Below are 26,101 nucleotides of genomic sequence, written 5' to 3'. Positions count from 1 at the left end.
CGCGGCGCCGACGACCGTGCCGACGCCGCCGACCGGACCGGCCCGGCGGCTCCGGTCGGCGCGGAATTCCGCCGGTGTGGGAGCGCGGATTTTCCGCCAGGTGGGGACAGCCCTACCGTGAAGAGGCCAGCCGATGGGATGGGGACCGATCGCAGCGATGCCTAGCGTCGAGAACATGACCACGACCACCGCCACCAGCGTGGCGGTCGGCGCCGAACCCGGCGCCGGCCGCAGCGTGCTACGCCAACTCGCCATCGACTCCGGCTACGTGTTCCTCGGCCTCCCCCTCGCACTGGCGAGCTTCGTCGTGCTCGTCGCCGGGACCGCGCTCAGCGCCGGACTGGCGGTGACGGTGACCGGGCTGCCGATCCTGGCCGGCACCCTCTACGCCGCCCGGGGCTTCGCCGACATCGAACGGCTGCGGATGCCGGCGGTGCTGCGGCAACCCCGGGTACGCCCCAACTACCGCACCGCCGACCCCGGGGCCAGCATGTGGCGGCGGATCTTCGTACCCATCGCCGACGCCCAGTCCTGGCTCGACCTCGCGCACGGCTGGGTCCGGCTGATCGTGGCGCTCGGCACCTTCGTGATCACTGCGGTCTGGTGGCTCGGCGCGATCGGCGGCTCGCTCTACTGGGCGTACGACTGGGCGATCCCGCAGGGCCCGAACGACGAGGGCCTGCACGAACTGCTCGGGCTGGGCGACACCGCCGCCGCCCGGATCGGCGTGAACACCGCCCTCGGGGTGTTCTTCCTGATCACCCTGCCGTTGGTGGTCCGGGGCTGTGCCCTGATGCAGGCCGGGCTCGGCCGGGCACTGCTGACCGGGGTGGCGGAGATGCGCAACCGGATCACCGTGCTGGAGGAGCAGAAGCGGGCCGCCGTCTCGGCCGAGGCCACCGCGCTGCGCAAGCTGGAGCGGGACATCCACGACGGGCCGCAGCAGCGGCTGGTCCGGCTGGCCATGGACCTGAGCCGGGCGCAGCAGCAGCTCGACTCGGACCCGGAGGCGGCCCGGCAGACCCTCGGCGAGGCGCTCGCGCAGACCCGGGACACCCTCGCCGAACTGCGCGCACTCTCCCGGGGCATCGCCCCGCCGATCCTGGTCGACCGGGGCCTGCCCAGCGCCCTGGCCGCGCTCGCCGGTCGCGGGCTGATCCCGGTCGAACTCGCCGTCGACCCCCGGCTCGGCACCCCGGACGGCCGGCCCGGCCCGGCGATCGAGTCGACGGCGTACTTCGTGGTCGCCGAGGCGCTGACCAACGTCGCCAAGCACAGCCGGGCCACCGAGTGCTGGTTGACGGTGACCCGGGAGGAACGGGCGCTGCGGATCGTGGTGATCGACGACGGCGAGGGCGGCGCACACCTCTCCAAGGGGCACGGCCTGGCCGGGCTCGCCGACCGGGTACGCGCCAACGACGGCACCCTGACCGTGCTCAGCCCGCCCGGTGGGCCGACCGAGATCCGGGCCGAGCTGCCGTGCTGAGCCACCCCGACGCCCCGGCCGGCACCGCACCGGCGTCACCCGGAGCCGCCCGGATCGGACGGGAGCACGCCTCGGACGAGCCGGCAGTGGTAGACAACAACATCATGCGCGTAGTGATCGCCGATGACGCGGTTCTCCTCCGGGAGGGTCTGGTACGCCTGCTGACCGAGCACGGCCACGAGGTGGTGGCCGCGGTCGGCGACGGTACGACCCTGGTCGAGGCCATCGTCACGCACCGCCCCGACGTCTCGATCGTGGACGTCCGGATGCCGCCCTCGCACACCGACGAGGGGCTGCGGGCGGCGGTGGAGGCCCGGCAGCGGGTACCCCGGACCCCGATCCTGGTCCTCTCCCAGTACGTCGAGGTGTCGTACGCCGACGACCTGCTCGCCACCGTCAAGCCCAGCGGCGGCGTCGGTGGCGGTGGCATCGGTTACCTGCTCAAGGACCGGGTGGCGGCGATCGACGAGTTCCTCGACGCGGTGAACCGGGTGGCCGGCGGCGGCACGGTGCTCGACCCGGAGGTGGTCGGCCAGCTCCTCGTCCGGCGCCGTCGGGACGACCCGCTGCGGGAGCTGACGCCACGCGAGCGGGAGGTGCTCGGGCTGATGGCCGAGGGGCGGTCGAACACCGCCATCGCCCGGGCCCTGGTGGTCAGCGACGGCGCGGTGGAGAAGCATGTCCGGAACATCTTCACCAAGCTGCAACTGCCACCGGACGAGGAGCAGCACCGCCGGGTCCTCGCCGTGCTCGCCTACCTGCGCGGCTGACCCGCCCGCCCGACCCCGCCACCCGGACGGTCAGTCCAGTTCGGCGGCGAGTTCGACGGCCTCGGTGAGCGAGTCGGCGACCGGCCAGCCGGCGGCCCGCAGCCGGGCCGAATCGGTGAACCCGCCGCTGTAGAGCACACAGCGGGCGCCCACCGAGTCGGCCGCCTCGGCGTCGTCGATCGAGTCGCCGATCAGCACCGCCGAGCTTCCCTCGACACCGGACTCGGCCAGGTGCCGGGCCAGGTGCCGGGCCTTGCGCTCGCCGCCGACGGTGCCGCGCAGCCCGTCGACCCGGCGGAACACGGTGGTCAGCCCATACCGGTCGACCGCCGGCACCAGCTCGTCGTGGAACCACATCGACAGCAGGGACTGGGTACCGGTCCACGTCTTGATCGCGGTGGTCGCGTCGGCGGCCAACTCGCAGCTGGCCAGCCCGACCCGGTACGCCTCGTGGAAGAGCTGGTCCAGCCGGCTGAACTCCTCGGGGTCCACGGCCCGGCCCAGCACCTCGGCGTAGTAGTCCGCGATCGGCCGCCGGAACTGCGTACGGTGCTCCTCGGCGGTCACCTCGGGCCCGCCGGCTCCGGCCAGGGCCACGTTGGTGGCGGCGACCACCAGGGTCAGGTCATCGAGCAGGGTGCCGTTCCAGTCCCAGACGAGGTGCTCGCGCATCCGAGCACGATACGCGGCTGCCCCGACCGGGCTCACGCCCGCGACCAGCCGGCGGGCCACGGAGTCACCGACGTCACATCCGCCGACTCCCGGCGGAGACCGGAGGGACGGTCAGCCGCGGGGTGCGGTCAGGTCGCGGAGCAGGCGCTCCTCCTCGACCCGCCAGTAGCCGTGCTCGCGGCCGTCGAGCAGCACCACCGGCAGCCGGTCGCCGTACTCGCGCTCCAGCTCCAGGTCGCCGGTGACGTCCAGCTCGGTCCAGCGGTCCCCGGTCACCGCCACCACCCGGTCGACGGCCTCCCTGGCGACCTCGCAGAGGTGGCAACCGGGTCGGGTGATCAAGGTCAGCCGTGGCTCACTCGTCGTCACTCGCGCCCCTCGTGCCGGATCACCGATCTGCGTACCCGGCCGATCGCGGAGAGCGGCAGGGACCCGACGAACTCTATCCTGCTCGGGCACTTGAACCGGGCCAGGCTACGGGCGCAGTGCGCGGCCAGTTCGGCGGCCGAGACGCCGCTGTCCGGTGCCCGTACGACGTACGCGGTGACCGCCTCCCCGGCCACCGGGTCGGGCCTGCCGAACACCACCGACTCGGCCACCTCCGGATGCGCGCCGAGCACCCGTTCGACCTCCTGGGGATAGACGTTGAAGCCGTTGACCAGGATCAGTTCGCCGAGCCGGTCCACCAGGAAGAGGTCACCCCCGGCGTCGGCGTACGCCACGTCGCCGGTCCGCCACCAGCCGTCGGTGTCCGGGCCGCCGTGCCCGTCCGGCCAGTAGCCGGAGAAGAGGTTGGCGCCCCGGACCACGATCTCGCCGGGATCGGTGCCGGGCGAGGAGAGTTCCAGGTCGGGCTCGTCCGCGTCGTCCCCGCCCTCGGCCGGCTCGACGGCGGAGCCGTCCCGCCACAGCTCCTCCCCGTCGGCCGCGACGAGCCGCAGCTCGACGCCGGGGATCGGCCGACCGATCGAGTTCGGCTTCGCCTCCGGGCCGGAGAGCGTGGTGGTGAGCACCGGAGCGGTCTCGGTGAGGCCGTAGCCGACCTGGATCCGCCGGCCGGTCGCCTCGGCGAACCGGGTCGCGCCGCCGACGGCCAGCGGGGCGGCGCCGCAGATGGCGACCCGCACCGAGGCCATCGCGGTGCGCAGCGCCGAGCCGGCCGGCACCCCGGCCGCCGCCGGGGCGTCCGGCAGCATCGTCCAGCCGAGAAACATCGACGGTACGCCGACCAGCACGCTCACCCGGTGCCGGGCGACCACCTCCAGTACGTCGGCCGCGTCGAAGCGCTCGACCAGCACCCCGCACGCCCCGTGGTACGCCACCGCGCCCAGCCCGGCGTTCAGCCCGTACGCGTGGAAGAGCGGCAGGGCCAGCAGTACCCGGTCGTCCGGCCCGACCACCGGCGGGGAGATCCGGCCGACCTGCTCGTGGTTGGCGAGCAGCGCCCGGTGCGACAGCATCGCGCCCTTCGGCTCGCCGGTGGTGCCGGAGGTGTAGAGGAGTACGGCCACCGCCTCCGGGTCCGTCCGGATCGGCCGGTCGGCCAGGTCGCCTCCGGGCGACGACACCGCCCCGGACGACACCGCTTCGTCGGCTGCCGGTCCGGTCAGGCTGGACAGTGCGGTGTGCAGTTCGGTCAGTGCCGGCAGCTCCGCCCGGACCCCGTCGACGGCCGAGCGGACCTGTTCGGTGCAGATCAGGATGCTCGCCGCCGAGTCGGCCAGGATGTGTCGCAGCTCCGGGCCGGTCAGCGCCGGGTTCACCGGTACCGCGACCAGCCCGGCCCGCTGGGTGCCGAAGAACGCCACCGCGAAGTCGGGCGGATTGGCCAGGGCGATCGCGACCCGCGCCGGGTGGCCGTCGGTCGGTCCGCCGGCCCGGCGGCGGAGTGCGGCGGCGACCCGGTCCACCGCGGTGTCCAGTTCGGCCCAGCTCAGCACGCCGTCCGGCCAGAGCAGCGCGGGTTGGTCGGGGCGGCTGGTGGCGGCCAGGCGTACCCGGTCGGCCAAAGTGGCCGCGGCTGGCTCGGCGGGGGTGTCCGGTCCATCCTGCACGGTCGCTGAGTCTGGCACAGCGCCGGGCCCGACGCGCGCTCCCACCGCCGCCTCGTCCAGCGGTCGCACAACCGGCCATCCCGGACCCCGCCGCCACGTCCGGTTCGGCCGCCACGTCCGGTTCGGCCGGCTCGGGCCGGTGGACGGCGCGGGCCGGTGGAACTTTCCCTCGACGTGGAACTTGTCTCGACTTCTCCGCGTGGCCGGGGTACGTTCCAGCAGGCCGTAACGGGTTTCGGATATCGACGCCCCCGTGCGGTGGACAGCTTCTAACACGTTCGCGGCGGCGCGCCCAAGGCCCGTCGCGCACTGGCGTGTTCGCACGTTTCCCCTGCTCAGGGCCCTTGATACCGCACTGTCAGCCATCTGACAACGCACAAGCTGTGCGCCCCGTTCGGGTGGCTTGGCGGAAATACTTTGGCTCTGTGTAACGGACTTGCCGCACATGGGTGACGTTGGCCCTATCATCACTCGGGTCGGCTCACCCCTTTTGCCGTGAGTCGACACCCCTCAGCCCGAGGAGGCCGCCGTGCCTGTGAGAGCACTGCACCAGCAGCTGTGGGGCGTGTGCCGTCGTACGGCGCACCCCGGAACTGCCGTGCCGGATCGCGCCGACCCCGGCGCGGGTACGGCCCCCATCGCGGCCCGGTTCCGGCGACCGGTTTCGCGGCCTCGGCCGGCCGGGGAGGTCCAGTGAGCACATACGGATACGTCGACGGAGCATCCGGCGGCGCGCCACGGAACACCCGCCTCGCCCTCACCCAGGGCCTCGACCGGCTCCGCGCGTCCATGGACGACATGCTGAGCCTGGCGGTGCGCGGCGACGGGGGCTCGAAACGGATCCGCAACCGTCCACATCCGAACGAGACGCCGACCCGGCACAACACGCCGGGCGGCAACGCCCGGCCCGTCGGCGGCCGGGTGGCCAGTCCGACCCGGCCGGCGATGCCCGCCCAGCCGGGTACGGCGGCACCATCCGCCCGGCCCGAGACGCCGGAGACCGAGACCGCGATCCTTCCGGTGGTGCCGGCGACCGAGACCTCGACCGGCTCGGGCGGCGGCACGCCGACCGGTTATCCGGACCGGCCGGATCCGTCGGACCCGGCCCGGGAGGTCTGGGCGCTGGTCGAGCGGGCCCAGGCCGGCGAGCCGGAGGCGTTCGGCCTGATCTACGACCGGTACGTCGACACGGTCTTCCGGTTCGTCTACTTCCGGGTCGGCAACCGGCAGCTCGCCGAGGACCTCACCTCGGACACCTTCCTACGCGCGCTGAAACGGATCGGCAGCTTCACCTGGCAGGGCCGCGACCTCGGCGCCTGGCTGGTGACGATCGCCCGGAACCTGGTCGCGGACCATTTCAAGTCCGGCCGGTACCGCCTGGAAGTTACTACGGGTGACGTTCTGGATGCGGACCGCGAGGATCGGGGGCCGGAGGGGAGCCCGGAGGCGGCCGTCGTCGAGCACATCACCAACGTCGCCTTGCTGACCGCCGTCAAGCAACTCAACCCCGAGCAGCAGGAATGCATCGTTCTGCGATTCCTACAGGGTTTCTCCGTGGCGGAGACCGCCCAGGCGATGGGGAAGAACGAGGGCGCGATCAAGGCTCTCCAGTACCGCGCGGTGCGGGCGCTGGCCCGGTTGCTGCCGGACGGATTCCGCCCGTGAAGCGCTCCCAGCGCCGGCACCCACGCTCCGTGACTCCGCTCACTCTTCGTAGTATTTCCCGCCGCCGGGCCGTAACCGGTCGCCCCCGCCGACCGTTTGTCCGGGTGCGACCGGTGGTTGGCTTGAGATCCCGCCGACCGGTCGGTCGGAGAGCGGATCGGGTCCCGGGCACCGTGGCCTGGTCCTGAAGTCAGCCACCGTCGTACCCGGACGGCGAGACGACGCCGACCGCAGCATCGCGACCAGCGAAGGGAGGTGTCGGCGGTGAGTTGGAAGACCTTCTACCGCCAACGCGCCGAGCGCTTCGCGCAGCTGCTCGACGAGGCCAACGGAGGCCGTCGCCACCACGTCCGGTCCCGCCTCGACGACGACCTGGCACAGCCACTGGCGGTCGGCGAACGGCTCCGCGACGTCCAGTCCACCGTCGAGGTCGACCCCGACTTCCGGGCCGGCCTGCGCGCCATGCTCGTCGCCACCGCCGAGCGGGAGGGAATCGGCGCGACCGCCACCGACGAAGCCATCGTCGACGGCGGCGGCCAACCCGCCACCCGCCGGACCGGCCAGCCCGCGTTCCGGGGCCCACGCACCCGGGCCCGGGCCCGGGGCGCCGTCGTCATCGGGGTCGCCGTCGGCGCGATCGCCGTCTCCGGAATGTCCGCCGCCAGCGAGAACGCCGTACCCGGTGACGCGCTCTACGGCATGAAGCGGCACACCGAACGCGCCCAGCTCGCCCTGGCCAGCTCAGACCTGAGTCGCGGGCAGCTCTTCCTCGACTTCGCGCGTACCCGGCTCGCCGAGGCGGTCGCGGTCGGCGGCCAGAACTTCGGCTTCTCCGCCGTCCTGGAAGACATGGACGCCGACACGCGACAGGGCGTCAAGCTGCTGACCAGCGCGGCGGTGCAACGCCAGGACCCGTCGGCGCTGGACGCCGTGGACAGCTTCCTGCACGAGCAGCGGCCGCAGGTCGCCCGCCTCTTCGAGGACACCACCCGGGCCACCCGCAGCCGGGCCAACGAGTCCCTGGAACTCCTCGACGACGTTCAGGCCCGCTCCGAGAGCCTCCGGGCCGCGCTCACCTGCCGGGTCGGCGCGATCGGCCGGGCCGACTCGATCGGTCCACTCCCCCGGACCTGCCCGGCCGGCCGTGGCCCGGTCGGTACGGCGGTGGACCCGCCACCTCCGGCGGCCGAGGCCGAGGGCGGCAGCCGTACCCCGGAGGAGGGTGCGCCGCGTACCTCGGACCGGAGTACGCCACCCCGGCCACCCGCCGCGACGCCCAGCCCCGAGCAGCCACCGGCGGTACGGGACCGCAGCACCACCGAACCCGTACACCGGGTCGGCGGCTGACCCTCCCGCACCGGCCCGTACGTCGGCCGCTGCCCCGGACTCCAGGTGCGCCCGCGCCGATCCGGCTACCCTCGCTGTGTACCCGAAGCGAGGAGGTTCCCGCGTGGCCCGGGCCCGCAAGGTGACGGTCAGCACCGACGACCACGGTCACACCGCCGGCTGGGCCGAGGCCGGACCGGACGCCCCACCGGCGGAGCCGGCCCGGACCGATCCCGAGGCCGCCGCCTTCTTCGACGTGGACAACACGGTGATGCAGGGCGCCTCCATCTACTGGTTCGCCCGTGGCCTGGCGGCCCGGAACTACCTCACCACCGGCGACCTGGCCCGGTTCGCCTGGCAGCAGCTCCGGTTCCGGGTACTCGCCGTGGAACACGCCGGCAGCATGTCCCGGATCAAGGAGGCTGCGCTGGCCTTCGTCGCCGGTTGGCGGGTCGAGGACGTCGAGCGGCTCACCGCGGAGATCTTCGACGAGTTGATGGCGCCCCGGATCTGGACCGGCACCCGGGCCCTGGCCCAGCAGCACCTCGACGCCGGCCAGCGGGTCTGGCTGGTCACCGCCGCACCGGTGGAGATCGGCCGGATCATCGCGGCCCGGCTCGGCCTGACCGGCGCGATCGGCACCGTCGCCGAGATCCGCGACGGCGCCTACACCGGGCGGCTGGTCGGCGACCTGATGCACGGGCCGGCCAAGGCGGACGCGGTGGTCCAGCTCGCCACCGTGGAAGGGCTGGACCTGGAACGCTGCGCCGCGTACAGCGACTCCGCCAACGACCTGCCGATGCTCTCCGCCGTCGGCCGGGCGGTGGCGATCAACCCGGACAGCATGCTGCTGCGGTACGCCCGGGAGCACGGCTGGTCGGTACACGACTTCCGGACCGGGCGGAAGGCGGCCCGGATCGCCGTACCCTCGACCGTCGCCGCCGGTCTGGTGGCCGGCGCGGTGACGGCGGGGCTGGCGATGCGCCGCCGGCTGGCCCGGTGACCGGCCCGGCGGTCGGAGCGCTGCTCAGGGGCCGAACGGGTCGGGACGCTTCTCCAGCAACTGGTGCAGGGTCTGCTGGATGGTCTCGCGGACCTGGTCGGCGAGGTTGAAGACCACCAGCGGATCGTCGGCGGAGTCGACCAGATGCTCGGTGGGGATCGGTGGGCAGAACTCGATCAGCCACTTGCTGGGCAGCGGCACCGCGCCGAGCGGGCCGAGCCACGGGAAGGTCGGGGTCACCGGAAAGTACGGCAGCTTGAGCAGCCGGGCCAGCGGCTTGATGTCGGCGAGCATCGGGTACGTCTCCTCGGCCCCGACGATCGCCACCGGCACGATCGGCGTCCCGGTACGCAGTGCGGCGGAGACGAAGCCGCCCCGGCCGAACCGTTGCAGCTTGTAGCGGTCCGCGTAGAGCTTGCCGACGCCCTTGAAGCCCTCGGGGAAGACACCGACCAGTTCACCCCGGCCGAGCAGCCGCTCCGCGTCGGAGTTGCAGGCGACGGTGCCGCCGGTCTTGCGGACCAGCTCGGAGACGACCGGCATCCGGAAGACCAGGTCGGCACCGAGCAGCCGCAGGTAGCGGTGCTTCGGGTGCTTGTCGTGCAGCACGGCGGCCAACACCAGCGCGTCCATCGCGACCGTGCCGGAGTGGTTGCCGACCACCAGTCCGGCACCGTCGACCGGCAGGTGGTGCACGCCGGAGACCTCGGTGCGGAACCAGTCGCGGTAGAGCCGGCGCAGCACCGGATGGAAGAGCTGGTCGGTCAGCTCGGGATCGAAGCCGAACTCGTCGACCTCGTACTGCCCGGAGAGGCGTCGGCGCAGGAAGGCCAGCCCGGCGGCGACCCGCCGGTCCCAGACGTCGCCGGACTCGTCCGGCACCGTCGACCCGGGTCGGTGCCCGTTGCGCCGCACCGGCCGGTCCAGCTCGGTGCCGTCCGCCTCCGGGGGTACGGCGTACCGCCGGCCGGCCGTGCTCTCCGGATCGTGCTGCACCCCTGCGGCCTCCCCGTTTCCGCTGCCGTTACGCCGGTCGTCCGCGCTGCCGGTCATCGTCCGCCCCGCTCGGCCGGCCCGGCACCGTCGGCCGCGTCGAGCCCGATCCGGTCCCGGACCGCGGCCCGGGTCTGCCGGATGCCGTCCATGATCGCCTGCTCGGCCCGGCGGAGCTGTTCCGGCCCGAGCACCGTCCCGTCGCGGTGGCTCGCGATGAACTCCTCGAAGGCGGCGGCGGTCGACCTCGGGGTGAAGCCGAATTCGGTGGTCAGCCTGGTGGTGTCGACCACCCGGCCGTGCACGAACAGGTCGACCTGGTCCAGGCCGTAGCGGGCGAAGCCCAGCACCCGGGCGAGCCCGGCCGCGCCGGAGAGCCCCGGCTCCGCCACCGGCAGGGCGACCCGGCCGGCCCGGCGGATCGCCTGGGAGAGCGCCAGCACTCCCGACCCGGCGACGTTGTACGTCCCGGGGTGCTCCTCCACCACCGACCGGTGCAGCACCTCCAGCACGTCGTCGAAGTGCACGAACTGGAGCCGGGGGTCCCGGCCGAGCACGGTCGGCACCACGGGCTGGGCGAAGTACCGGGTCAGCGTGGTGTTCGCCATCGAGCCGATGAACGGCGCGAAGCGCAGCACGGTGGCGGTGACGTCGGGGCGGCGGCGCCGGAAGCCGCGGACGTACCCCTCGATGTCGAGGATGTCCCGGGCGAAGCCGCCGCGCGGCACGGCCCGGGGCTCGGTGTCCTCGGTGAAGACCGCCGGGTCCCGGAACGACGCCCCGTAGGCGGCGGTCGACGACCGGACGACCAGCTTGCGCAGCCGGGGCGCCCGCTGGGCGGCGGCGAGCAGCTGCATCGTGCCGATGACGTTCTGCTCCTTCATCGCCGCCCGGCCGCCCTGCTGCGGGTCGGCGGCCGTGACCAGCGCCAGGTGCACCACGGCGTCGGCGCCCAGCTCCTCGACGATGCTGCCCACCGCACCGGCGTCGGCCCGGACCCGCTCGACGCCGTCGAGCAGCCCGGCGATCTCGGGCGCAGGTTCGTGCACGTCGAGGCCGACGACCCGGGTGATCCGGTCGTCGGCGACCAGCCGCGCCGCCACGTGGGCGCCGAGGAACCTGCTGACCCCGGTCACCACGACGACCCCCGGCGCACCGGGGGTGCTACCGGGGGTCACCTCGCGCTCCGCACGGGACGACCCGGGCCGGACCCGGACCGCCGCGACGTCGTCACGTGGGCCTCCGAAGGTCGACAGTCTGAACGGCTCACCGCCGGCCGGGCAGGTGCGCCCGGCCGGGGTCACTTGCCGAGACGGCGACGCTGGACGCGGGTCTTGCGCAGCAGCTTGCGGTGCTTCTTCTTGGCCATGCGCTTGCGGCGCTTCTTGACCACCGAGCCCATACGACAGCCCTTCTGATGCGACGTGCTGATCGGACCGGCCCCACCCGAAGGTGCGGCCGGTTACCGAGCTGGACAACGGACCGGGCCGGCACTACGGGCTCGCACCCATATCGGCACGTGGCCACGGTCGCGGTCCAGACTAGCCCTCGGCCGTCAGCCGGGCCAAAGCGCCCCCACGGAGAACCGCCCGGCCCCGCCGAGAAACCGCCCGGACCGCTCCGGCACCGTCGCGACATCGCCGGCTGCGCCGTCAGGCGGTCTCCTGGAAGGCACCGCGCAGATAGTCGTGCACCGCGTGCTCCGGCACCCGGAAGGACCGCCCGACCCGCACGGCGGTCAGCTCGCCGGAGTGCACCAGCCGGTAGACCGTCATCTTCGAGACCCGCATCAGCGTCGCCACCTCGGCGACGGTCAGAAACCTGACCTCCGGCATTCGGCTGTCCGGCTGTGGTGATCCTGCCATGGCTCACCAACCCATCCCAATCCCCGGCGCGTGCCGCCCGACGGGATGCTTCCGCGCCGCAGCTACGCGCGTGTTACCAGTACGGTAACGGGGCGGCTGTGACCGGCGCGATCCCTTCGGGCATTTGATCATCACTGGCTCGCCCGTCCACCCCTGGGAACGCGTCATTGGTGGTCATTCGGCGCGAAGGGCGATCACCGGGTCCAACCGCCCGGCCCGCTGCGCCGGTACCACCCCGAAGATGATCCCGACCGCCGCCGAGACCCCGAACGAGAGCGCCAGCGACCACCAGGTGACCACCGCCGGTACCGGGGAGAGCGCGGCCACCAGCAGCGCCGAACCGACCCCGAGCCCCATCCCGAGCACCCCGCCGAGCGCGGTCAGCAGCACCGCCTCCAGCAGGAACTGCACCCCGATGTCCCGGGGACGGGCGCCGACCGCCTTGCGCAGGCCGATCTCCCGGGTCCGCTCGCGTACCGAGACCAGCATGATGTTGGAGACCCCGACGCCGCCGACCAGCAGCGAGATGCCGGCGATCGCGGCCAGCACCCCGGTCAGCACCCCGAGGATGTCACCGAGTACGCCGAGGATCTGCTCCTGGGTCACCGCGCTGAACTCGGTGTCGGGATGCCGCCGGGTCAGTTCGGCGACGACCCGGGCGCCGAGGTCGTCGATCTCCTCCCGGTCCGGCGCCTTGATCGCGATCCCGTCGATCCGCTGGGTGCCGTAGAGCCGGTGTGCGGCGGTGACCGGGATGTGCACCTCGTCGTCCCGGTCCACCCCGAGGCTCTGGCCGAGCGGGGCGAAGACCCCGATCACCCGGAACCGTACGCCGGCGATCGCGACCTGCTGCCCGACCGGCTCCCGGTCGCCGAAGAGGGTACCGGCGACCGTGGCGCCGAGCACCGCGACCCGGCGACTCGTGTCCACATCGGACGAGGTGAGGTAGCTGCCCCGGTCCAGTTCCCGGACGAAGACCTCCGGCGTGGTCTCGAGTACGCCCTGCACGGTGGTGAAGGCCGAGCGGGTGCCGGCGCGTACCGTCTCGCCGGAGGTGACCGTGACCGCCACCCGGCGCGGGTCGCCGACCACCCGGTTTACCGCCTCGACGTCGGCGAGGGAGAGCCGGGAGACCGCCGGTGCCGCGCCGAAGTCGAGCCGGCCGGGCACCACGACGAGCAGGTTGGAGCCGAGCCCCTCGACCTGCTGCTCCACCTCCCGCTTGGCGCCGGTGCCGATGGCGACCAGCACCACCACCGCGGCCACCCCGATCACCACCCCGAGCATGGTGAGCATGCTGCGCAGCCGGTTCGCCCGCAGGGCGTCCAGCGCGACCCGCCACGCCTCGGCGATCCTCACGAGCCGCTCCCCGAGCCGGGGGTGACGTCCCCACCGGTCCCGGCCGGGGCGTCCGCCGCACCGCGGCGTGGGGGGGGGGGGGGGGGGGGCCCCCCCCCCCCCCCCCCGGGGGGTCGCGCCCCCCCGGCCCCGGGGGGGGGCGCCCCCCCCCCCGGGGGGGGGGGGGGGGGGGGGGCCCCCCCCCCCCCCCCCGGACGGGTGCCCCGAGTCGCTTCCGGACGCTCGTCGGGGCTCCGCGCTGGGAGCGGGATCTACTATCTCAGGCCCGCGCCGCGCCGCCGGCACGACCGTCGGGGTATCCACCCCCGCCGCCGGTGGTAGAGGTGTCGCCGGTTCCGGTTCCCCCGCCGACGGCACCACCCGGCCGTCGCGCATCGTGACCTGCCGGTGTGCCCGCTCGGCGACCTCCCGGTCATGGGTGACCAGCACCAGCGCCACCCCGTCGGAAGCGTTCAACTCCTCCAGCAGGGTCAGCACGGACTCGCCGGTGGCGCTGTCCAGGTTGCCGGTCGGCTCGTCGGCGAGCAGCAGTACCGGGTCGGTGACCAGGGCCCGGGCGATCGCCACCCGCTGCTGCTCACCGCCGGAGAGCTGGTTGGGCCGGTGCTCCAGCCGGTGCCCGAGACCGACCCGGCCCAGCATCGCCGCCGCCAGCTCCCGCCGCCGCCGACCGCCGATCCCCCGGTAGACCAGCGGCAGCGCCACGTTGTCGAGCGCGGAGGTCCGGGGCAGCAGGTGGAATGACTGGAAGACGAAGCCGATGGTCTCGTTGCGCAGCGTGGCAAGCTCCCCGGCGTCCAGCGTGGCGACGTCCCTGCCGCCGATCACCAGCCGGCCGGCGGTGGGCCGGTCCAGCCCGCCGAGCAGGTGCATCAGCGTCGACTTCCCCGACCCGGACGGCCCGACGACCGCCACGTAGTCACCGGCCGCGATGGTCAGCGAGACGCCGCGCAGCGCGGCCACCGAGACGCCGCCCAGGTCGTACGTCCGGACCAGGTCGACCGCCTCGACCGCCACCCCGGACCGCCGGGCCGATCCACCGGCCCTCGTGTCGCCGGGGGCAGCCGCCGGCGGGCCGCTCACCGTACCCGCTCTCCGGGGCGCACCTGGTCGCCGCCGCTGACCACCACCTGCTGGCCCGGCTGCACCCCGCTGACGACCTGCACCAGGTCCTGCCCCTGCACCCCGACCGTCACCGGCACCTGCTCGGCGATCCCGTCCTCGACCACCCAGACCGCGTCCCGTCCCTGGGCCGAGTGCAGCGCCGCCGCCGGTACGGTCACCGCACCGGCCGCCTCGCGGACCCGCAGCCGGACCACCGCGCTCATCCCGGGGCGCGGTGCCGGGGCGGCCCGCCCGTCGGCGAAGCGCCCGGAGCCCAGCGAGAGCCGCACCCGGTACGTGACGCCGCCCCGGGCCGACGCCGTCGGCAGTACGTCGACCGAGCGGACCCGGGCCGGGTATTCCGCCCCGGTGGCGGCGTCCAGCTCCACGCTCGCCGGCACCCCCGGGCCGACCAGCAGCACGTCGGTCTCGTCGACCTCGGCGACCAGGCCGAGGTCGGTCAGGTCCACCACGGTCAGGATCGGCGTACCCGCGCTCACCCGGCCGCCGACCGGTACCGCGCCGTCGACCCCGGCCACCGGCGCGGCCGGGGTGCCACCGCCGAGCGCCCCGGCCGGGTCGACCCCGGCCGGCGCACCGAGTCCACCGGTCGCGCCCAGCAGCCCGGCGAGCGCCTCGGCCGAGCCCGAGGCAGCCGGCGACGCGGCACCACCGAGCTGCACCACCCCGCCGATCGGCGCCCGCAGCACCAGCGCGTCGACGGTCGCCTTCGCCAGGTCGTACGCCTGCTCGGCCTGGAGACGCTGGGCGGCGGAGAGTGCCCGTACCGCCGAGTTCAGCCCGGCGACACCGCGCTGGACGGCGCGTACCGCCGCGCTGGCGGTCTCGGCCGCCGCCTCGTACTGCCGCTCCGCGATCCGGACCTGGGCCAGCAGCGCGGCCCGCGCGCCCGGGTCGGTGAGCTTGTCGGCGGCGTCCCGGGCCGCCCGGAACGCCTGCTCCGCCGCCCGGTCCGTGCCGCGACGCAACCGGGCCAGGTCGGCGCCGCCGCCGACGCCCCGCCCGGCGCTCCGGGCCGCGTCGAGGGCCCGGCGGGCCTTGGCCAGCCGGTCCCGGGCCGTGGGCGAGTCGATGACCGCGAGCACCCGGCCCGCCCTGACCTGGGCACCCGGCCTGACCCGCAACTCGGCCAGGGTGCCGTCGGCGGGGGCGCTCAGGGTCGCCGCCGCCCGCGCGGTCACGCTGGCCGGCGCGTCGACCAGTTCGGCGACGTCGGCCCGCTCCACACTGGCCAGCCCGACCTGCTCGTCGGACTCGCAGGAGGCCGCGGAGAGGCCGAACAGGACGGTGGCGGCGACGAGGGTGGCGGAGATGACGGGGCGACGGGGCCGCGGTGCTGCGGACAGGCGCGGCGGAGAGGCGCGACGCACGCCGCCATGGTACGAGCTACCACCGCCCCGGGCGGCACGACGCGCGGGCCGGCGAGGCCGCTGAGCTGCACCTGATCTAGGAGGCGGTCTTCTTCACGTACGCCACGCACTCGTCGTGCAGCTTCGACCAGTCCCGCCCGAACGCCTCCTGGGACGCCTCCGCCTCCGACCTGCCGTCGTGCACCACCAGTTTGAAGAAGGCGAGTACCTCCTTCTCGCCGAACCGGTCCACGAGATGCCGTACGGCGAGATAGCCGACGCCGTAACTGCCGGCGACGTGCCAGTCCTCGGAACCGTTGCTCGGCGCGACGTCCGCCAGCTTGCCGTTCCAGCCCGAGCCGACCAGCCGGTCGACGTCGTCCAGGCTGCCGTAGCGGCTCGCCGCCTTGCCACCGGCTGCCGCCTGCTCGGCGAGCCCCTCCACCAGCCACCAGGCGTCGTCGTCGATCTGGTCGGCGCCGGCCAGCGAGGAGGCGTGGGTCAGCTCGTGCCGCATCAGGTCGGCGTACTGGCCCGGTACCACGGCCTTGGAGTTGAGCACCAGGTCGTACTGGTCGTCACCGACCGGTACGGCGTATCCGGCGGTCCACTCCGGTCGGTTGCCGCCGTACCAGCGGCTCCACTCGTTCGGGCCGGCGTAGAAGATCAGGTAGCGCTCGGGCGGTGAGCCGTCCACGGCGTACCGGTCGGCGACCTTGGCCGCCCGCTCCCCCTCGCGCAGCAGGTCGGGCAGCCGGTCCCGGAACGCCCGGGGCGCGGCGACCAGGGTACGTTCCCCGATCGAGGCGACCAGTTCGTCGCTCTCCCAGGGCCGGGGCCGACCCGGTCCGCCGGCCCGGTCGGTGTCGATCGCGAAGAGTCGCGGCTGGCCGGCGGTGTCCTTCCACCGGGTGACCATGGTGATCTCGTTCGGCTCGCAGCCGGGGCTCACGAAGCAGTGCGCGACGGTGAGGTTGGCCCGCCACTCGCCGGCGGTGTCGAGCTTGACCACCTGGCCCAGCAGTTCCGGTTCCCACTTGCTCACCCGCATCGCCCGCAGGGTCCGGAATTCGCGCCGGAGCTGCCGGGCGATCGCCGTGTTCGGCTCGGCGAGCCCGACGTAGCCGTTCTCGTCGCCGCCGAGCAGCGCCTTCGCCTGCCCGTCGAGCAGGCCGCGAATCTGCTCGGTGAGCCAGTCACCGGTGACCGACGCCGGGTCGCCGGCCTTCGGGCTGGCCGCCGCACCGGCACCGGCGGCCGGGCCGGTCGGGCCGGACACCCGGTCGAGCAGCGCCGCCCCGATCGCGACCGGTGCCGCGCAGAGGAGCAGGGCCACGACGGTGCCGAAGCCCACCCAGAGCGGCCACCGGCGCCGGCGCGGCTGCGGGAGGAGATCGACCGGCGCCGGCCCGTAGCCGCCGGCCGTCGGATGACCGCCGGCCGTCGGATAGCCACCCACCGTCGGATAGCTGCCCGGCATCGGATAGCCGCCGGGGGTCGGATAGCCGCCGGGCGTCGGATAGCCACCCGGCGTCGGGTATCCGGCCGGCGGCTGGCCGGGCCGGGCCGGGTAGCCACCCGGCGGGTACGACCGGAGCTGGTAGCCGGCGGAGTCGTAACCGGCGGGCGGCTCCACACCCGCGCCGACATCCGCGCCTCCGGACTGGTAGCCGGTCTGGGTGGGCTGGTGGCGGCCGACGTCCGACTCGTAGCCGGTGGGCCGCACCGGATAGCCGGTGACCGGCGGGAGGCCGAGCGCGGCCGGCTCCGGCGCGGAGGACGGGTGACCGCCCGGGCGGTGCCATCCGGAGGGCGGGATGTCGGCCGGCGGGTAGCCGATCTGCGGCTGTTGGTCGGCCGGTGGGCGGTGGTGGGAGTCCCCGTCGGTCACGGCCGGAGAGTACGACCAATCGTCCAGCCGCGCGAACCTGCCCTCAGCGGCCCGCCCACGACCCGGCCAGTCGTGCCGCCGCCCGGGAGTACGGCCGCTCGGCGGCGGCCTGCCAGCAGTGCCGCGCCGAGCCGAGCAGCAGGGCCGACGAGACAGCCGAGCCCACCCCGCCGACCAGCGCCTGCACGCCTCCGTTCCCGGGCGGCAGTACGGCCAGCAGCACGCCGCAGACCATGGTCACCCCGACCACCACCGAGGCGAGTACGGCGGTCAACCGGATCGCCGCCGGCCGGATGTCGAAGTGCCGTGGCCCCCAGCGCAGCAGGACGACCGCCACCAGGGCGGTGCCGAGGGCGAGCCCGGCGAAGGTGTCCGTCGCCCGGGCCAGCCACAGGTACGCCGCTCCGGGCTGCGCGCCGTCCCAGAACTGCTGCCAGCCCCCGAGCCGGCCCAACAGCTCCGTCGTGCCGTACTGGGCGGCGAGCACTCCGAGGAGCAGCAGCGCGGTACGCCGTCCCTGCGCCACCGCCAGCACGTCCTGTAGCCCCGCCGCGATGCGCTGCGCCGAACCGAACTCCCGGACGGCCAGCCGTTGCGCCTCCCCGAGGGTCAGCCCGTCGTGCCGGTGCGCCTCGGCGGCGTCGACCAGCGCGTCCCGGATCTCGGCCAGCATGTCGGCCCGCAATCTCGCGGAACCGCGCAGCCGGTCGCCGACCGCGCGGACGTACTCGTCGATCGGGGCGGTCACCGGTTCAGTCTCTCCCGGCGGAGCGGCCGGCGGCCATCCGGAGGAACCCTGACACCCCGATGCGACCTGTTTCGCGTGGGCACCGCCGCAATGCGCCGGATGAGCCGGATGGGCTCACTGCGCGCGATGTACGAATTATCCCTGCTCTGGCCGACTCGGCCAGTAAGAGCGATCCGTCCGATCGCGTCACTGTCTGCTTTTTTCTGCCCGAAATTGGATTGCCAGGATCTGCCCCGCATCTATCCGGTTAGCGCTTTTCGAGCGCTCAGAGACCTCAATTCCACTGGTTCGTGGGTTTTCTTCATATAGGCCCGCGATGCACTGAAGAGCACCGTACGGTGACCTTAAGTGGCTACAACCTATTTGTGGCCCTCCGCGCCCCAGATGGTGCGGCCGTGTCTTGTATTCGAAAGGCAGGGAGCTTGATGTCCGAATTCCAAGGGAGCCACGTGGATCCCCGTCAGCCCACGACTCGGCCGAAAAGGCGTCGGTCCCGCTGGTTCTTAGCCGGGGGCATCGTCGCCGGCAGCCTGGTGGCCGGCGCGGCCGGACTGGCCGGTGTCGCCACGTTGGCCGGCGACAAGGGTCTGGCAGACGTGGACCTGGGGCAGTTGTCCATCGTCGCCGCCAGCAACGACGACAAGGGCGACGAGGGCAAGGACCGGGGCAGGCACGAAGATCCCAAGGACCAGAACGGCAAGCACGAGGGTGGCGGGGACTCCCAGGGTGGCAACTGGCAGGACTACTGCAAGCCCGGTGGTGGCTGGCAGGGCCACGACGACAAGAAGGCCGAGGAGTCGAAGGCCGCGCCGCGCGACACGAAGGACTCCAAGGCGAAGCCGGAGGAGTCGAAGGACCCCAAGGCGGGACCGACGGCGACCAAGGACCCGAAGGCCGGACCGGCCGCCGAGTCCAAGGACTCGAAGGCGAAGCCGGAGGAGTCGAAGGACCCGAAGGCCGGACCGACGGCGACCAAGGACCCCAAGGCCGGACCGACCGCGACCAAGGACCCGAAGGCCGGACCGGCCACCGAGTCCAAGGACGCCAAGGAGAAGCACGAGGGTTCCAAGGACGACAAGGACGCCAAGGACTCGAAGGACTCCAAGGACGACAAGGACTCCAACGGCTCCAACGGCTCCGGCTGGCAGGGCGGATCGCAGGGCGGCTCCGGCTGGCAGGGCGGATCGCAGGGCGGGTCGCAGGGCGGCTCCGGCTGGCAAGGCGGATCGCAGGGCGGGTCCCAGGGCGGCTCCGGCTGGCAAGGCGGATCGCAGGGCGGGTCCCAGGGCGGCTCCGGCTGGCAAGGCGGATCGCAGGGCGGGTCCCAGGGCGGATCGCAGGGCGGCGACGAGAAGGGCTCGTCCGGGGAGACTCCCGGCTCCGACAGCTCTCGCTGGCACGGCGGCTCCCAGAGCGGCGGCGAGAACGGCTCGGGCTGGCAGGGTTCCGGCTCGCAGGGTTCCGGCTCGCAAGGTTCCGGCTCGGAAGGCTCCGGCTCGGAAGGCTCCGGCTCGGAAGGCTCCGGCTGGAACGGCGGATCCCAGGAGGGCCGCGAGGGCTGCGGTTCGGACAAGCGCGGGGACGAGGACAAGCGCGGGGGCGAGGACAAGCGCGGGGGCGAGGACAAGCGCGGGGGCGAGGACAAGCGCGGGGGCGAGGACAAGCGCGAGGACGAGAAGGTGACGTCCGTACCGTGCGACCCCGACAGGCTCATCGCCGCACTGGTACACGCCAACGCCGAGGGCGGCGGCAGCCTCAAGCTCGCGCCGAAGTGCACCTACACGCTCACCGCGTACGACGACAGCGGCGAGAAGCACAACGGCAAGGGCGAGAAGGACTACGGCAAGGCGCCGTCCGACGCCGCCAACGGCCCTGCCGGTGCGTCAGGGGCGATGGGTAGCCCGAACGGCAAGAAGGACGAGAAGAAGAACGACAAGAAGTACGACAAGAAGAACGACCGGTCCGGCCTGCCGGTGATCAAGGCCCCGATCAAGATCAAGGGTGAGGGCGCGACCATCACCCGGGACAGCTACGCCAAGGACTTCCGCTTCTTCACCGTCCGGGACGGCGGGGAGCTGGAGTTGAGCGACGTCTTCCTGGAGAACGGGCGGGCGGACACCGGCGGCGCGATCTCGGTCGACCACGGCGCCAGCGCCAAGGTCAAGCGGGTCACCATCTCGGACAGCACCGCACTCGCCAAGGACGGCGGCGGCGGCGCGATCTTCAACGACGGCCACCTGGCGGTCGCGGAGAGCAAGTTCGAGGAGAACAACTCCGCCGGCAACGGTGGCGGGATCCTCAACGGTGGCGTCCTCACCGTGGAGAAGTCCGAGTTCTTCAGCAACAGCGCCGACAAGGCCGGCGGTGGGCTCGCCAACTACCAGGGGGCGGCCGACATCACCAAGAGCGCCTTCGAGCACAACAACGCGGCAGAGGGCGGCGGCATCGCCAGCGTCTCGGCCCGGACCAAGGTCTGGGACGGCGAGGTCAACGGCAACACCGCGAAGGTCGGCGGCGGCCTCTTCAACAAGGACGCCACCCTCACGGTCCGGGGGCTGCACGTCAGCAAGAACCTCGGTACCAAGGACGGCGGCGGCATCGCCACCATCAAGGGCCTGCTCACGGTGGACGACAGCAAGATCACCAAGAACACCACGCGGGGCGACGGCGGCGGCATCTTCGCCGAGAAGTCCGAGGTGATCGTGCGGAACACCGAGGTCAGCAAGAACAGCGCCGTCGGCGCGCGTTCGGTCGGTGGCGGCATCGCGGTCGAGGGCGGTTCGCTCGAACTGAAGAAGAGCAAGATCGTCGAGAACGACGCGACCAAGAAGGGCGGCGGGCTCTTCGCCGAGCACGCCAAGGTCAAGGTGGACGACGACACCGTCATCAGCAAGAACCGGCCTGACAACTGCGCCGGCAAGGAAACGGTCGACAACTGCTTCGGCTGATCCTCGGCACCCGAGGCGCAGGTGACCGGTGACGGTAGCCGGCAACGGAGACCATGACCGGTGACGGAGCGGACGCATCCGGTCCGTCGGGGGAACGATCAGCAGATCGCACCCTCGGCGGGCCGGATGCGCCTGTCCGGGTCCCGGCAAGGGCCGCCGGGTGGGTCAGGCGACGTCTAGGACCCTGCGTACCCGGGACAACCGGCCCGCCGCCAGATCCGGGCCGTCGATCCAGAACGAGACACCGACCAGCTCGCCCCAGGCGGTCCCCTCCTCGGCCTCAAGTGTCAACAGCGGCCGATGGCCCGGCAGTTCCACAACCGGATCGTCCGGCCAGCCCAGCAGCCGGTGCCGCACCGTCGGCAGCCGGTCGCGGATCTCGGTGACCAGGCTCATCACCCTGACCGGGTCGGTCGAGAAGACCGGCGCGAGTTCCGGCTCGGCGTAGTCGGGTGCGGCCAGGACCGGGGCGGCGACCAGCGGCAGCGCCGGGATCAGCACCACCTCCGGCGGAGCGGCCCGGTCCGGCGACCCGACGGGTACGTGCAGCACGGCGCAACCGTCGTCACCCGGATCCGCTCCGAAGTCCGCGTGCTGCCACTCGTCGACGAAGAAGAGCAGCGCCCCGTCCCGGGGCAGCGTCCACTCCGGACCGAGCAGCGGCGCCAGCGCGGCACAGTCGAGCCGGGCCAGCAGCGTCATCGGCCGACCCTGGTGGTACGGCCACGGCGCGCCGTCCGGTAGCCCGGGCAGTCCGCCGTACCAGCCGGCGACCGGTCCGGGAGTCCCGCCGTTGCGGGACCGGGCCGGTACGGCGAGTCCGACCGAGGGGCGCAGCAGGCCGAGGATCTGTTCCACCAGCTCGGGAGCCGCGGGTGCCCGGGGTGAGTCGGCGAGGGCGGCACGCAACGCCGCCACCGCGCGGGAGTAGTCCATGGCGTCCGAGGATGCCAGGCCGGGCGGGCCGATCCCAGTCAGGCCGAGGGCCGGGCGGGGCCGGGGAACCGGGCGCTATCCCCGGGTCGCCACGGCGCGGGCGAAGAACGCCAGGTTGGCGGGGCGCTCGGCGAGCCGACGCATCAGGTAGCCGTACCAGTCGGTGCCGTACGGCAGATAGACGCGTACGGTGTGGCCGGCCTCGGCGAGCCGGGCCTGCTCGTCCGGGCGTACCCCGTAGAGGAGCTGGAACTCGAACTCCTCCGGCGTACGGTCGAACCACCGGGACCGGTCCTCGGCAATCGCGATCAGCCGGGGGTCGTGGGTGGCGACCATCGGGTACCCCTGGCCGGAGAGCAGGACGTTCAGGCACCGGACGTACGATTTGTCCACTTCCCGGGCGGACTGGTACGCCACCGACTCCGGCTCCTTGTAGGCCCCCTTGCAGAGCCGCACCCGCGACCCCGGGGTGGCCAGCTCCCGACAGTCCGCCTCGGTACGCCGAAGGTACGCCTGGAGCACCGCCCCGGTACCCGGAAAGTCCTTGCGCAGCTCGGCGAGGATGTCCAGGGTCGAGTCGGTGGTGGTGTGGTCCTCCATGTCCAGGGTGACCGTGGTCCCCGCCGAGGCGGCGGCGGCGCATATCGCGTGCGCGTGCTCCCGGGCCAGCCGCTCGTCGAACTTCTGCCCGAGCGCGGAGAGCTTGACGCTGACCTCGGCCGGCGGGGTGAGCCCGGCCCCGGCGAGTCCGCCGAGCAGGGCCAGGTATTCGTCCCGGACGGCGATCGCCTGGTCCGCACCGACGGTGTCCTCGCCCAGGTGGTCGATGGAGACCGCGAGACCGTCGGCGACGAGCTGGCGGGTGGCGCGCAGCGCGTCGTCGGTGGTGGTGCCGGCGACGAACCGGCGTACGACGTCCCGGGTGAACGGGGCCGTCTCGACGAGCCGCTCGATCCGGGATGACCGGGAGGCGGCGAGGATGACCGATCGGAGCATGAGCTGAGCGTAACGCCAGCCGGTTGCCCGTACTCGGGGACCGGAGGCCCGGCCGCTCTCCGCCAGCACCCACTCCGCCGCGACCGGGCCCTGCCCCGGCGACCGCGACCCGCTGAACCGGCATGCCGCGAACCGTGCGGTCGAACGTCGAAACACGTCCGGGATTTAGGTGACGAAGGATGGTGTTGACAGCAATTTCGCCCGATACCGTCGTTATCGGATAATCACCCGGTGCCGGGGGGCGGTTGGTTGGCGATCGGCGGGCGGCGGTGTCCGGGCCACGGGCGGCCGGCACCGGAGCACCGACCGCTACGCGCGGTTCCTTCGCCGCTACATGGACGCACCACCGGAGCCGTCAGTCGTCTACGGTTGTCGGGTGAACTTCGACGCGTACGCCCGGACCGGGGTCGATCTCGTCAACGCGCGACTCGACGACCTCGACGGCCTGCGGGCCGTTTTCACCGATGAGCACGGCTGGATGCGCGACGAGGTGACCGAACGGGACGTCGCCGCCTTCCGTCGGGCCCAGAAACGGCTGCGGGACGTCTTCGAATTCGGCTCCTCGGGACGGGACGCCGACGCCGTGACCGAACTGAATTCGCTTCTGGAGAGTTATCCCGTCCAACCACGCATCTCCGGGCACGACGCCAAGGACTGGCACATGCACGTGACCAGCCGGGGCGCCTCGGTGAGTGCCGAGTTCCTCGCCGGTGCGGTCTGGGGCCTCTCGGTCTGGCTGTGCGAGTACGGCAGCTCCCGGTTCGGCGTCTGCGCCGACGACCGGTGCGGCAACGTCTATCTGGACACCTCGTCCAACTGCTGCCGGCGGTTCTGCTCGGAACGCTGCGCCACCCGGTCGCACGTGGCGGCGCACCGGGCCCGGAAGCGGGCTGCGGTGGAGGCGCAGGCACCCGTCGCGACCGGGATGGAGAAGACTCCGGTGGAGGAGACTCCAGTGGAGCAGAAGACTCCGACCCCGGTCGGCTGACCGTCTCGCGGCGGCGCCGCCCCTGCCCACAGCGCAGGGGCGGCCGTCAGCGCTCCTCGCGGAACTCCACGTGCCGGCGGAGCACCGGATCGTACTTGCGCACCACCAGCCGGTCCGGGTCGTTGCGGCGGTTCTTCCGGGTCACGTACGTGTAGCCGCTGCCGCCGGTACTGCGCAGTTTGACGATCGGGCGTACGTCGTTGCGCCGGGCCATCAGCGCGTCACCTCCCGCCGCTCCGAGGCCCGCTCGGTGCCGTCGCTCGGTTGGGCGTCGGCTCGGGCGCTTCGTCTGGACATCTGGTTCCTCCTCGACCGCGAACTACCGCGGCGACCGGTTTCGTCCCGACCAGGACCTTCCCCGGCCCCCGCCCGCCGAGTTCCACCGGGCGGGCGACTCTAACCCGCCCACCCGGACCCATCCGCCGGGGCCACGGCCACGGCTACGCACCGTCCGGTTCGGACGGTGGGTCCGGCCAGGTGCGGGCCTGGGCGCGGAACAGCTCGGGATCACTGGCCACCGGGATCACACAGAGCAGGTGACCGCCCGGTGCCCGGAGCACGTGGCAGTCCAGCCAGGTCGAGACCTCGGTGGCGCCGAGCGCGATCAGCCGGGCCACCTCGGCCGGCACGTCGTCGGTCTCGATGTCGAGGTGGTAGCGGGCCGGCGCGTCGACCGACTGGATCGCCGTCGTCAGGCCCGGAATCGCCCGGCTCAGCACCTGGAACTGCGGTTCGTCCGGCTCCGGCCGGGCCGGGGTGCCGAACACCCCCGACCAGAAGTTTGCGGCGGCGGCGACCTCCGCCTCCGGCGTGTCGATGATGACCGCGTACGTCCGGGAACGATGCATCGACAGGACTTTACCCGGATCGGCTGGACCCGGACGCCGAAGCTCAGCGCCGGCCGGCTCCGGTCAGGTCGAGTCGCCAGTCGTTGGAGCGCATCAGCCGCCCCTTCGGGAACTCGAACTCGGTCTCGCCGCACAACTCGAACTCGGTCTCGCCGCACAACTCGAACCCGGCCTTGCGGCAGACGGCCGCCCCGCCATTCAAGCCGGTCGGAGCGACAGTCCCGCCGGAAACCACCGTCCGTGGGCGGCCGGCCGCCGCCTCGCCGCACGGTTCCGTTCGCACCGCGCCGGCACACCGCCGCCGGGCGGCAGGACGGAACGTCGGCTCACGGAGTGGGGTCGAGCGGCGGCGCGGTGGCCACCCGGTCGAGCTTGCACGCGCCGAGCGCCTGGTCGCGTTGCTCGGCCAGCAGCCGCAGCGCCGCCCCGGATCCGCCGTCGCGCCATGCCTCGGACAGCCGCTCGTAGAACGCACCCCGGTCCGCCAGCCGGGCGCCGACGCGCCCATCGCCGAGGTGATCGCGGGCCTGGTTGCCCCGGCCGGTGGCCGTACCGACCTCCTGCCGGCACAGCTCGGCGAGCCGCTCCGCGGGTTCGACCGGTGATCCGGTGCCGCTGGCTACCCGCCAGCCGGGTAGGTGATGCCAGTGCCTGCGGCGGCGGTGCGGTTCCTGGGCGAAGTCCCGCTCGGCCACCTCGGCGAGACGCTCGGCCGGCCAGGCGTCGATCTTGGCCAGGGCCGCGTCCAGTACGAACCGCCGGGTGCCGTCGGCCGCGTCGTCGGAGAGCAGGTCGACGGTACGCGGGCCGGCGCGGACCTCGTCCATCCGGATGCCGTACGTCAGCTCGAAGCCGAGCGGCGGCGTCACCAGCGGCTGCACCCCGGCGGAGACCCAGCCCACGGGCCGGCTCGGCGAACCGGAGTAGCCGATCCAGCAGAGTGCCCAGTCCAGCGGCTCCCGGACCAGCGACGTGCCGAGGCCGGTACCCCGGACCGACCACTCACCGGGAAGCTCGGGCACCAGCTCGAAGAGGATCTGCCGCCACCGTCGGGCCCGCTGGGCGGACAACGTCATGCG

At 73.2% G+C, this 26,101-nt stretch carries 23 protein-coding genes and 2 pseudogenes; 7 read left to right on the top strand and 18 right to left on the bottom strand.

What is annotated here, in order from left to right:
* Window positions 1-175 precede the first annotated feature (175 nt).
* Both V1634_RS31515 and V1634_RS31510 read left to right on the top strand, forming a co-directional pair.
* A complete protein-coding gene (locus V1634_RS31515; protein ID WP_331211348.1) occupies window positions 176-1,486 on the top strand; it encodes a sensor histidine kinase in 1,311 nt (436 codons plus the stop codon).
* A gap of 104 nt (window positions 1,487-1,590) precedes the next feature.
* Window positions 1,591-2,256 carry a response regulator transcription factor gene (locus V1634_RS31510; protein ID WP_107263776.1) on the top strand — a complete coding sequence of 222 codons (666 nt, stop codon included), beginning with the start codon at window positions 1,591-1,593 and terminating at the stop codon, window positions 2,254-2,256.
* 30 nt (window positions 2,257-2,286) lie between these two features.
* Here V1634_RS31510 and V1634_RS31505 read toward each other — a convergent pair whose 3' ends face one another.
* The 3 genes from V1634_RS31505 to V1634_RS31495 all read right to left on the bottom strand — a co-directional run bounded on the left by V1634_RS31505 (window position 2,287) and on the right by V1634_RS31495 (window position 4,982).
* Window positions 2,287-2,928 carry an HAD family hydrolase gene (locus V1634_RS31505; protein WP_331211347.1) on the bottom strand — a complete coding sequence of 214 codons (642 nt, stop codon included), beginning with the start codon at window positions 2,926-2,928 and terminating at the stop codon, window positions 2,287-2,289.
* Window positions 2,929-3,039: 111 nt separating this feature from the next.
* The gene (locus V1634_RS31500; protein ID WP_107257654.1) at window positions 3,040-3,297 is read right to left on the bottom strand and encodes a glutaredoxin family protein; all 258 of its coding nucleotides are present in this window, start codon (window positions 3,295-3,297) and stop codon (window positions 3,040-3,042) included.
* A complete protein-coding gene (locus V1634_RS31495; protein ID WP_331211346.1) occupies window positions 3,294-4,982 on the bottom strand; it encodes an AMP-binding protein in 1,689 nt (562 codons plus the stop codon). Before V1634_RS31495 ends, V1634_RS31500 begins: the two co-directional genes overlap by 4 nt.
* A gap of 798 nt (window positions 4,983-5,780) precedes the next feature.
* Between V1634_RS31495 and V1634_RS31490 the strand changes: the two genes are divergently transcribed.
* The 3 genes and pseudogenes from V1634_RS31490 (at window position 5,781) to V1634_RS31480 (ending at window position 8,976) form a co-directional block, all read left to right on the top strand.
* The gene (locus tag V1634_RS31490; RefSeq protein ID WP_331211418.1) at window positions 5,781-6,647 is read left to right on the top strand and encodes an ECF subfamily RNA polymerase sigma factor, BldN family; all 867 of its coding nucleotides are present in this window, start codon (window positions 5,781-5,783) and stop codon (window positions 6,645-6,647) included.
* A 255-nt stretch (window positions 6,648-6,902) separates the two neighbouring features.
* Window positions 6,903-7,793: pseudogene (locus V1634_RS31485) on the top strand (DUF5667 domain-containing protein); the annotation flags it as partial.
* A 304-nt stretch (window positions 7,794-8,097) separates the two neighbouring features.
* Window positions 8,098-8,976 carry an HAD family hydrolase gene (locus V1634_RS31480; RefSeq protein ID WP_331211345.1) on the top strand — a complete coding sequence of 293 codons (879 nt, stop codon included), beginning with the start codon at window positions 8,098-8,100 and terminating at the stop codon, window positions 8,974-8,976.
* Between the two features lie 24 nt (window positions 8,977-9,000).
* Here V1634_RS31480 and V1634_RS31475 read toward each other — a convergent pair whose 3' ends face one another.
* From V1634_RS31475 to V1634_RS31435, 9 genes and pseudogenes are all read right to left on the bottom strand, one after another.
* A complete protein-coding gene (locus V1634_RS31475; protein WP_331211344.1) occupies window positions 9,001-10,029 on the bottom strand; it encodes a lysophospholipid acyltransferase family protein in 1,029 nt (342 codons plus the stop codon).
* Window positions 10,026-11,147 carry an NAD-dependent epimerase/dehydratase family protein gene (locus V1634_RS31470; RefSeq protein WP_331211343.1) on the bottom strand — a complete coding sequence of 374 codons (1,122 nt, stop codon included), beginning with the start codon at window positions 11,145-11,147 and terminating at the stop codon, window positions 10,026-10,028. Before V1634_RS31470 ends, V1634_RS31475 begins: the two co-directional genes overlap by 4 nt.
* A 122-nt stretch (window positions 11,148-11,269) precedes the next feature.
* On the bottom strand, window positions 11,270-11,371 hold the full coding sequence (locus V1634_RS31465) for a 30S ribosomal protein bS22 (RefSeq protein ID WP_007465623.1): 102 nt from the start codon (window positions 11,369-11,371) through the stop codon (window positions 11,270-11,272).
* A gap of 250 nt (window positions 11,372-11,621) precedes the next feature.
* On the bottom strand, window positions 11,622-11,834 hold the full coding sequence (locus tag V1634_RS31460; RefSeq protein ID WP_101369425.1) for a helix-turn-helix domain-containing protein: 213 nt from the start codon (window positions 11,832-11,834) through the stop codon (window positions 11,622-11,624).
* 174 nt (window positions 11,835-12,008) lie between these two features.
* Window positions 12,009-13,193, bottom strand: coding sequence for an ABC transporter permease (locus V1634_RS31455; RefSeq protein ID WP_331211417.1), 1,185 nt, complete (start codon window positions 13,191-13,193; stop codon window positions 12,009-12,011).
* Window positions 13,194-13,370: 177 nt separating this feature from the next.
* Window positions 13,371-14,210: pseudogene (locus V1634_RS31450) on the bottom strand (ABC transporter ATP-binding protein); the annotation flags it as partial.
* A gap of 62 nt (window positions 14,211-14,272) precedes the next feature.
* A complete protein-coding gene (locus tag V1634_RS31445) occupies window positions 14,273-15,688 on the bottom strand; it encodes an efflux RND transporter periplasmic adaptor subunit (protein WP_331211342.1) in 1,416 nt (471 codons plus the stop codon).
* Window positions 15,689-15,764: 76 nt separating this feature from the next.
* The gene (locus V1634_RS31440) at window positions 15,765-17,558 is read right to left on the bottom strand and encodes a hypothetical protein (protein WP_331211341.1); all 1,794 of its coding nucleotides are present in this window, start codon (window positions 17,556-17,558) and stop codon (window positions 15,765-15,767) included.
* A gap of 43 nt (window positions 17,559-17,601) precedes the next feature.
* Complete coding sequence (locus tag V1634_RS31435; RefSeq protein ID WP_331211340.1) at window positions 17,602-18,306, bottom strand: permease prefix domain 1-containing protein; 705 nt, start codon at window positions 18,304-18,306, stop codon at window positions 17,602-17,604.
* A gap of 425 nt (window positions 18,307-18,731) precedes the next feature.
* On the opposite strand from V1634_RS31435, the gene V1634_RS31430 reads away from it, so the two are divergent.
* Entirely contained in the window at window positions 18,732-21,254 is a 2,523-nt protein-coding gene (locus V1634_RS31430) for a hypothetical protein (protein WP_331211339.1), read from the top strand.
* A 165-nt stretch (window positions 21,255-21,419) separates the two neighbouring features.
* Here the strand turns inward: V1634_RS31430 and V1634_RS31425 are convergent, their stop codons facing one another.
* Both V1634_RS31425 and V1634_RS31420 read right to left on the bottom strand, forming a co-directional pair.
* Window positions 21,420-22,190: a DUF1963 domain-containing protein gene (locus tag V1634_RS31425; protein WP_331211338.1), complete on the bottom strand. Its 771-nt coding sequence runs from the start codon at window positions 22,188-22,190 to the stop codon at window positions 21,420-21,422.
* 75 nt (window positions 22,191-22,265) lie between these two features.
* Entirely contained in the window at window positions 22,266-23,186 is a 921-nt protein-coding gene (locus tag V1634_RS31420) for a proline dehydrogenase family protein (protein WP_331211337.1), read from the bottom strand.
* A gap of 376 nt (window positions 23,187-23,562) precedes the next feature.
* Here V1634_RS31420 and V1634_RS31415 point away from each other — a divergent pair, with 376 nt between their 5' ends.
* Window positions 23,563-24,174 carry a CGNR zinc finger domain-containing protein gene (locus tag V1634_RS31415; RefSeq protein ID WP_331211336.1) on the top strand — a complete coding sequence of 204 codons (612 nt, stop codon included), beginning with the start codon at window positions 23,563-23,565 and terminating at the stop codon, window positions 24,172-24,174.
* 46 nt (window positions 24,175-24,220) lie between these two features.
* Here the strand turns inward: V1634_RS31415 and rpmG are convergent, their stop codons facing one another.
* The 4 genes from rpmG to V1634_RS31395 all read right to left on the bottom strand — a co-directional run bounded on the left by rpmG (window position 24,221) and on the right by V1634_RS31395 (window position 26,098).
* On the bottom strand, window positions 24,221-24,388 hold the full coding sequence (gene rpmG / locus V1634_RS31410; RefSeq protein ID WP_107257639.1) for a 50S ribosomal protein L33: 168 nt from the start codon (window positions 24,386-24,388) through the stop codon (window positions 24,221-24,223).
* A gap of 226 nt (window positions 24,389-24,614) precedes the next feature.
* Window positions 24,615-25,022, bottom strand: coding sequence for a VOC family protein (locus V1634_RS31405; RefSeq protein WP_331211335.1), 408 nt, complete (start codon window positions 25,020-25,022; stop codon window positions 24,615-24,617).
* A gap of 43 nt (window positions 25,023-25,065) precedes the next feature.
* Window positions 25,066-25,224, bottom strand: coding sequence for a hypothetical protein (locus V1634_RS31400; protein ID WP_331211334.1), 159 nt, complete (start codon window positions 25,222-25,224; stop codon window positions 25,066-25,068).
* Window positions 25,225-25,348: 124 nt separating this feature from the next.
* On the bottom strand, window positions 25,349-26,098 hold the full coding sequence (locus tag V1634_RS31395) for a hypothetical protein (protein ID WP_331211333.1): 750 nt from the start codon (window positions 26,096-26,098) through the stop codon (window positions 25,349-25,351).
* Between the last annotated feature and the right edge of the window lie 3 nt (window positions 26,099-26,101).

The organism is Plantactinospora veratri (genome assembly GCF_036421995.1).
In the GTDB taxonomy this organism is placed as follows: domain Bacteria; phylum Actinomycetota; class Actinomycetes; order Mycobacteriales; family Micromonosporaceae; genus Plantactinospora; species Plantactinospora veratri.
This window is presented reverse-complemented; position numbering and strand designations above follow the sequence as displayed.

Excerpts from the sequence above, each read along its gene's own strand:
- V1634_RS31505 (WP_331211347.1), bottom strand. The coding sequence starts at position 2,928 with ATGCGCGAGCACCTCGTCTGGGACTGGAACGGCACCCTGCTCGATGAC.
- V1634_RS31465 (WP_007465623.1), bottom strand. The coding sequence starts at position 11,371 with ATGGGCTCGGTGGTCAAGAAGCGCCGCAAGCGCATGGCCAAGAAGAAG.
- V1634_RS31460 (WP_101369425.1), bottom strand. The coding sequence starts at position 11,834 with ATGGCAGGATCACCACAGCCGGACAGCCGAATGCCGGAGGTCAGGTTT.
- V1634_RS31425 (WP_331211338.1), bottom strand. The coding sequence starts at position 22,190 with ATGGACTACTCCCGCGCGGTGGCGGCGTTGCGTGCCGCCCTCGCCGAC.
- V1634_RS31405 (WP_331211335.1), bottom strand. The coding sequence starts at position 25,022 with ATGCATCGTTCCCGGACGTACGCGGTCATCATCGACACGCCGGAGGCG.
- rpmG (WP_107257639.1), bottom strand. The coding sequence starts at position 24,388 with ATGGCCCGGCGCAACGACGTACGCCCGATCGTCAAACTGCGCAGTACC.
- V1634_RS31430 (WP_331211339.1), top strand. The coding sequence starts at position 18,732 with ATGTCCGAATTCCAAGGGAGCCACGTGGATCCCCGTCAGCCCACGACT.
- V1634_RS31515 (WP_331211348.1), top strand. The coding sequence starts at position 176 with ATGACCACGACCACCGCCACCAGCGTGGCGGTCGGCGCCGAACCCGGC.
- V1634_RS31420 (WP_331211337.1), bottom strand. The coding sequence starts at position 23,186 with ATGCTCCGATCGGTCATCCTCGCCGCCTCCCGGTCATCCCGGATCGAG.
- V1634_RS31475 (WP_331211344.1), bottom strand. The coding sequence starts at position 10,029 with ATGACCGGCAGCGCGGACGACCGGCGTAACGGCAGCGGAAACGGGGAG.
- V1634_RS31395 (WP_331211333.1), bottom strand. The coding sequence starts at position 26,098 with ATGACGTTGTCCGCCCAGCGGGCCCGACGGTGGCGGCAGATCCTCTTC.
- V1634_RS31510 (WP_107263776.1), top strand. The coding sequence starts at position 1,591 with ATGCGCGTAGTGATCGCCGATGACGCGGTTCTCCTCCGGGAGGGTCTG.
- V1634_RS31490 (WP_331211418.1), top strand. The coding sequence starts at position 5,781 with ATGCTGAGCCTGGCGGTGCGCGGCGACGGGGGCTCGAAACGGATCCGC.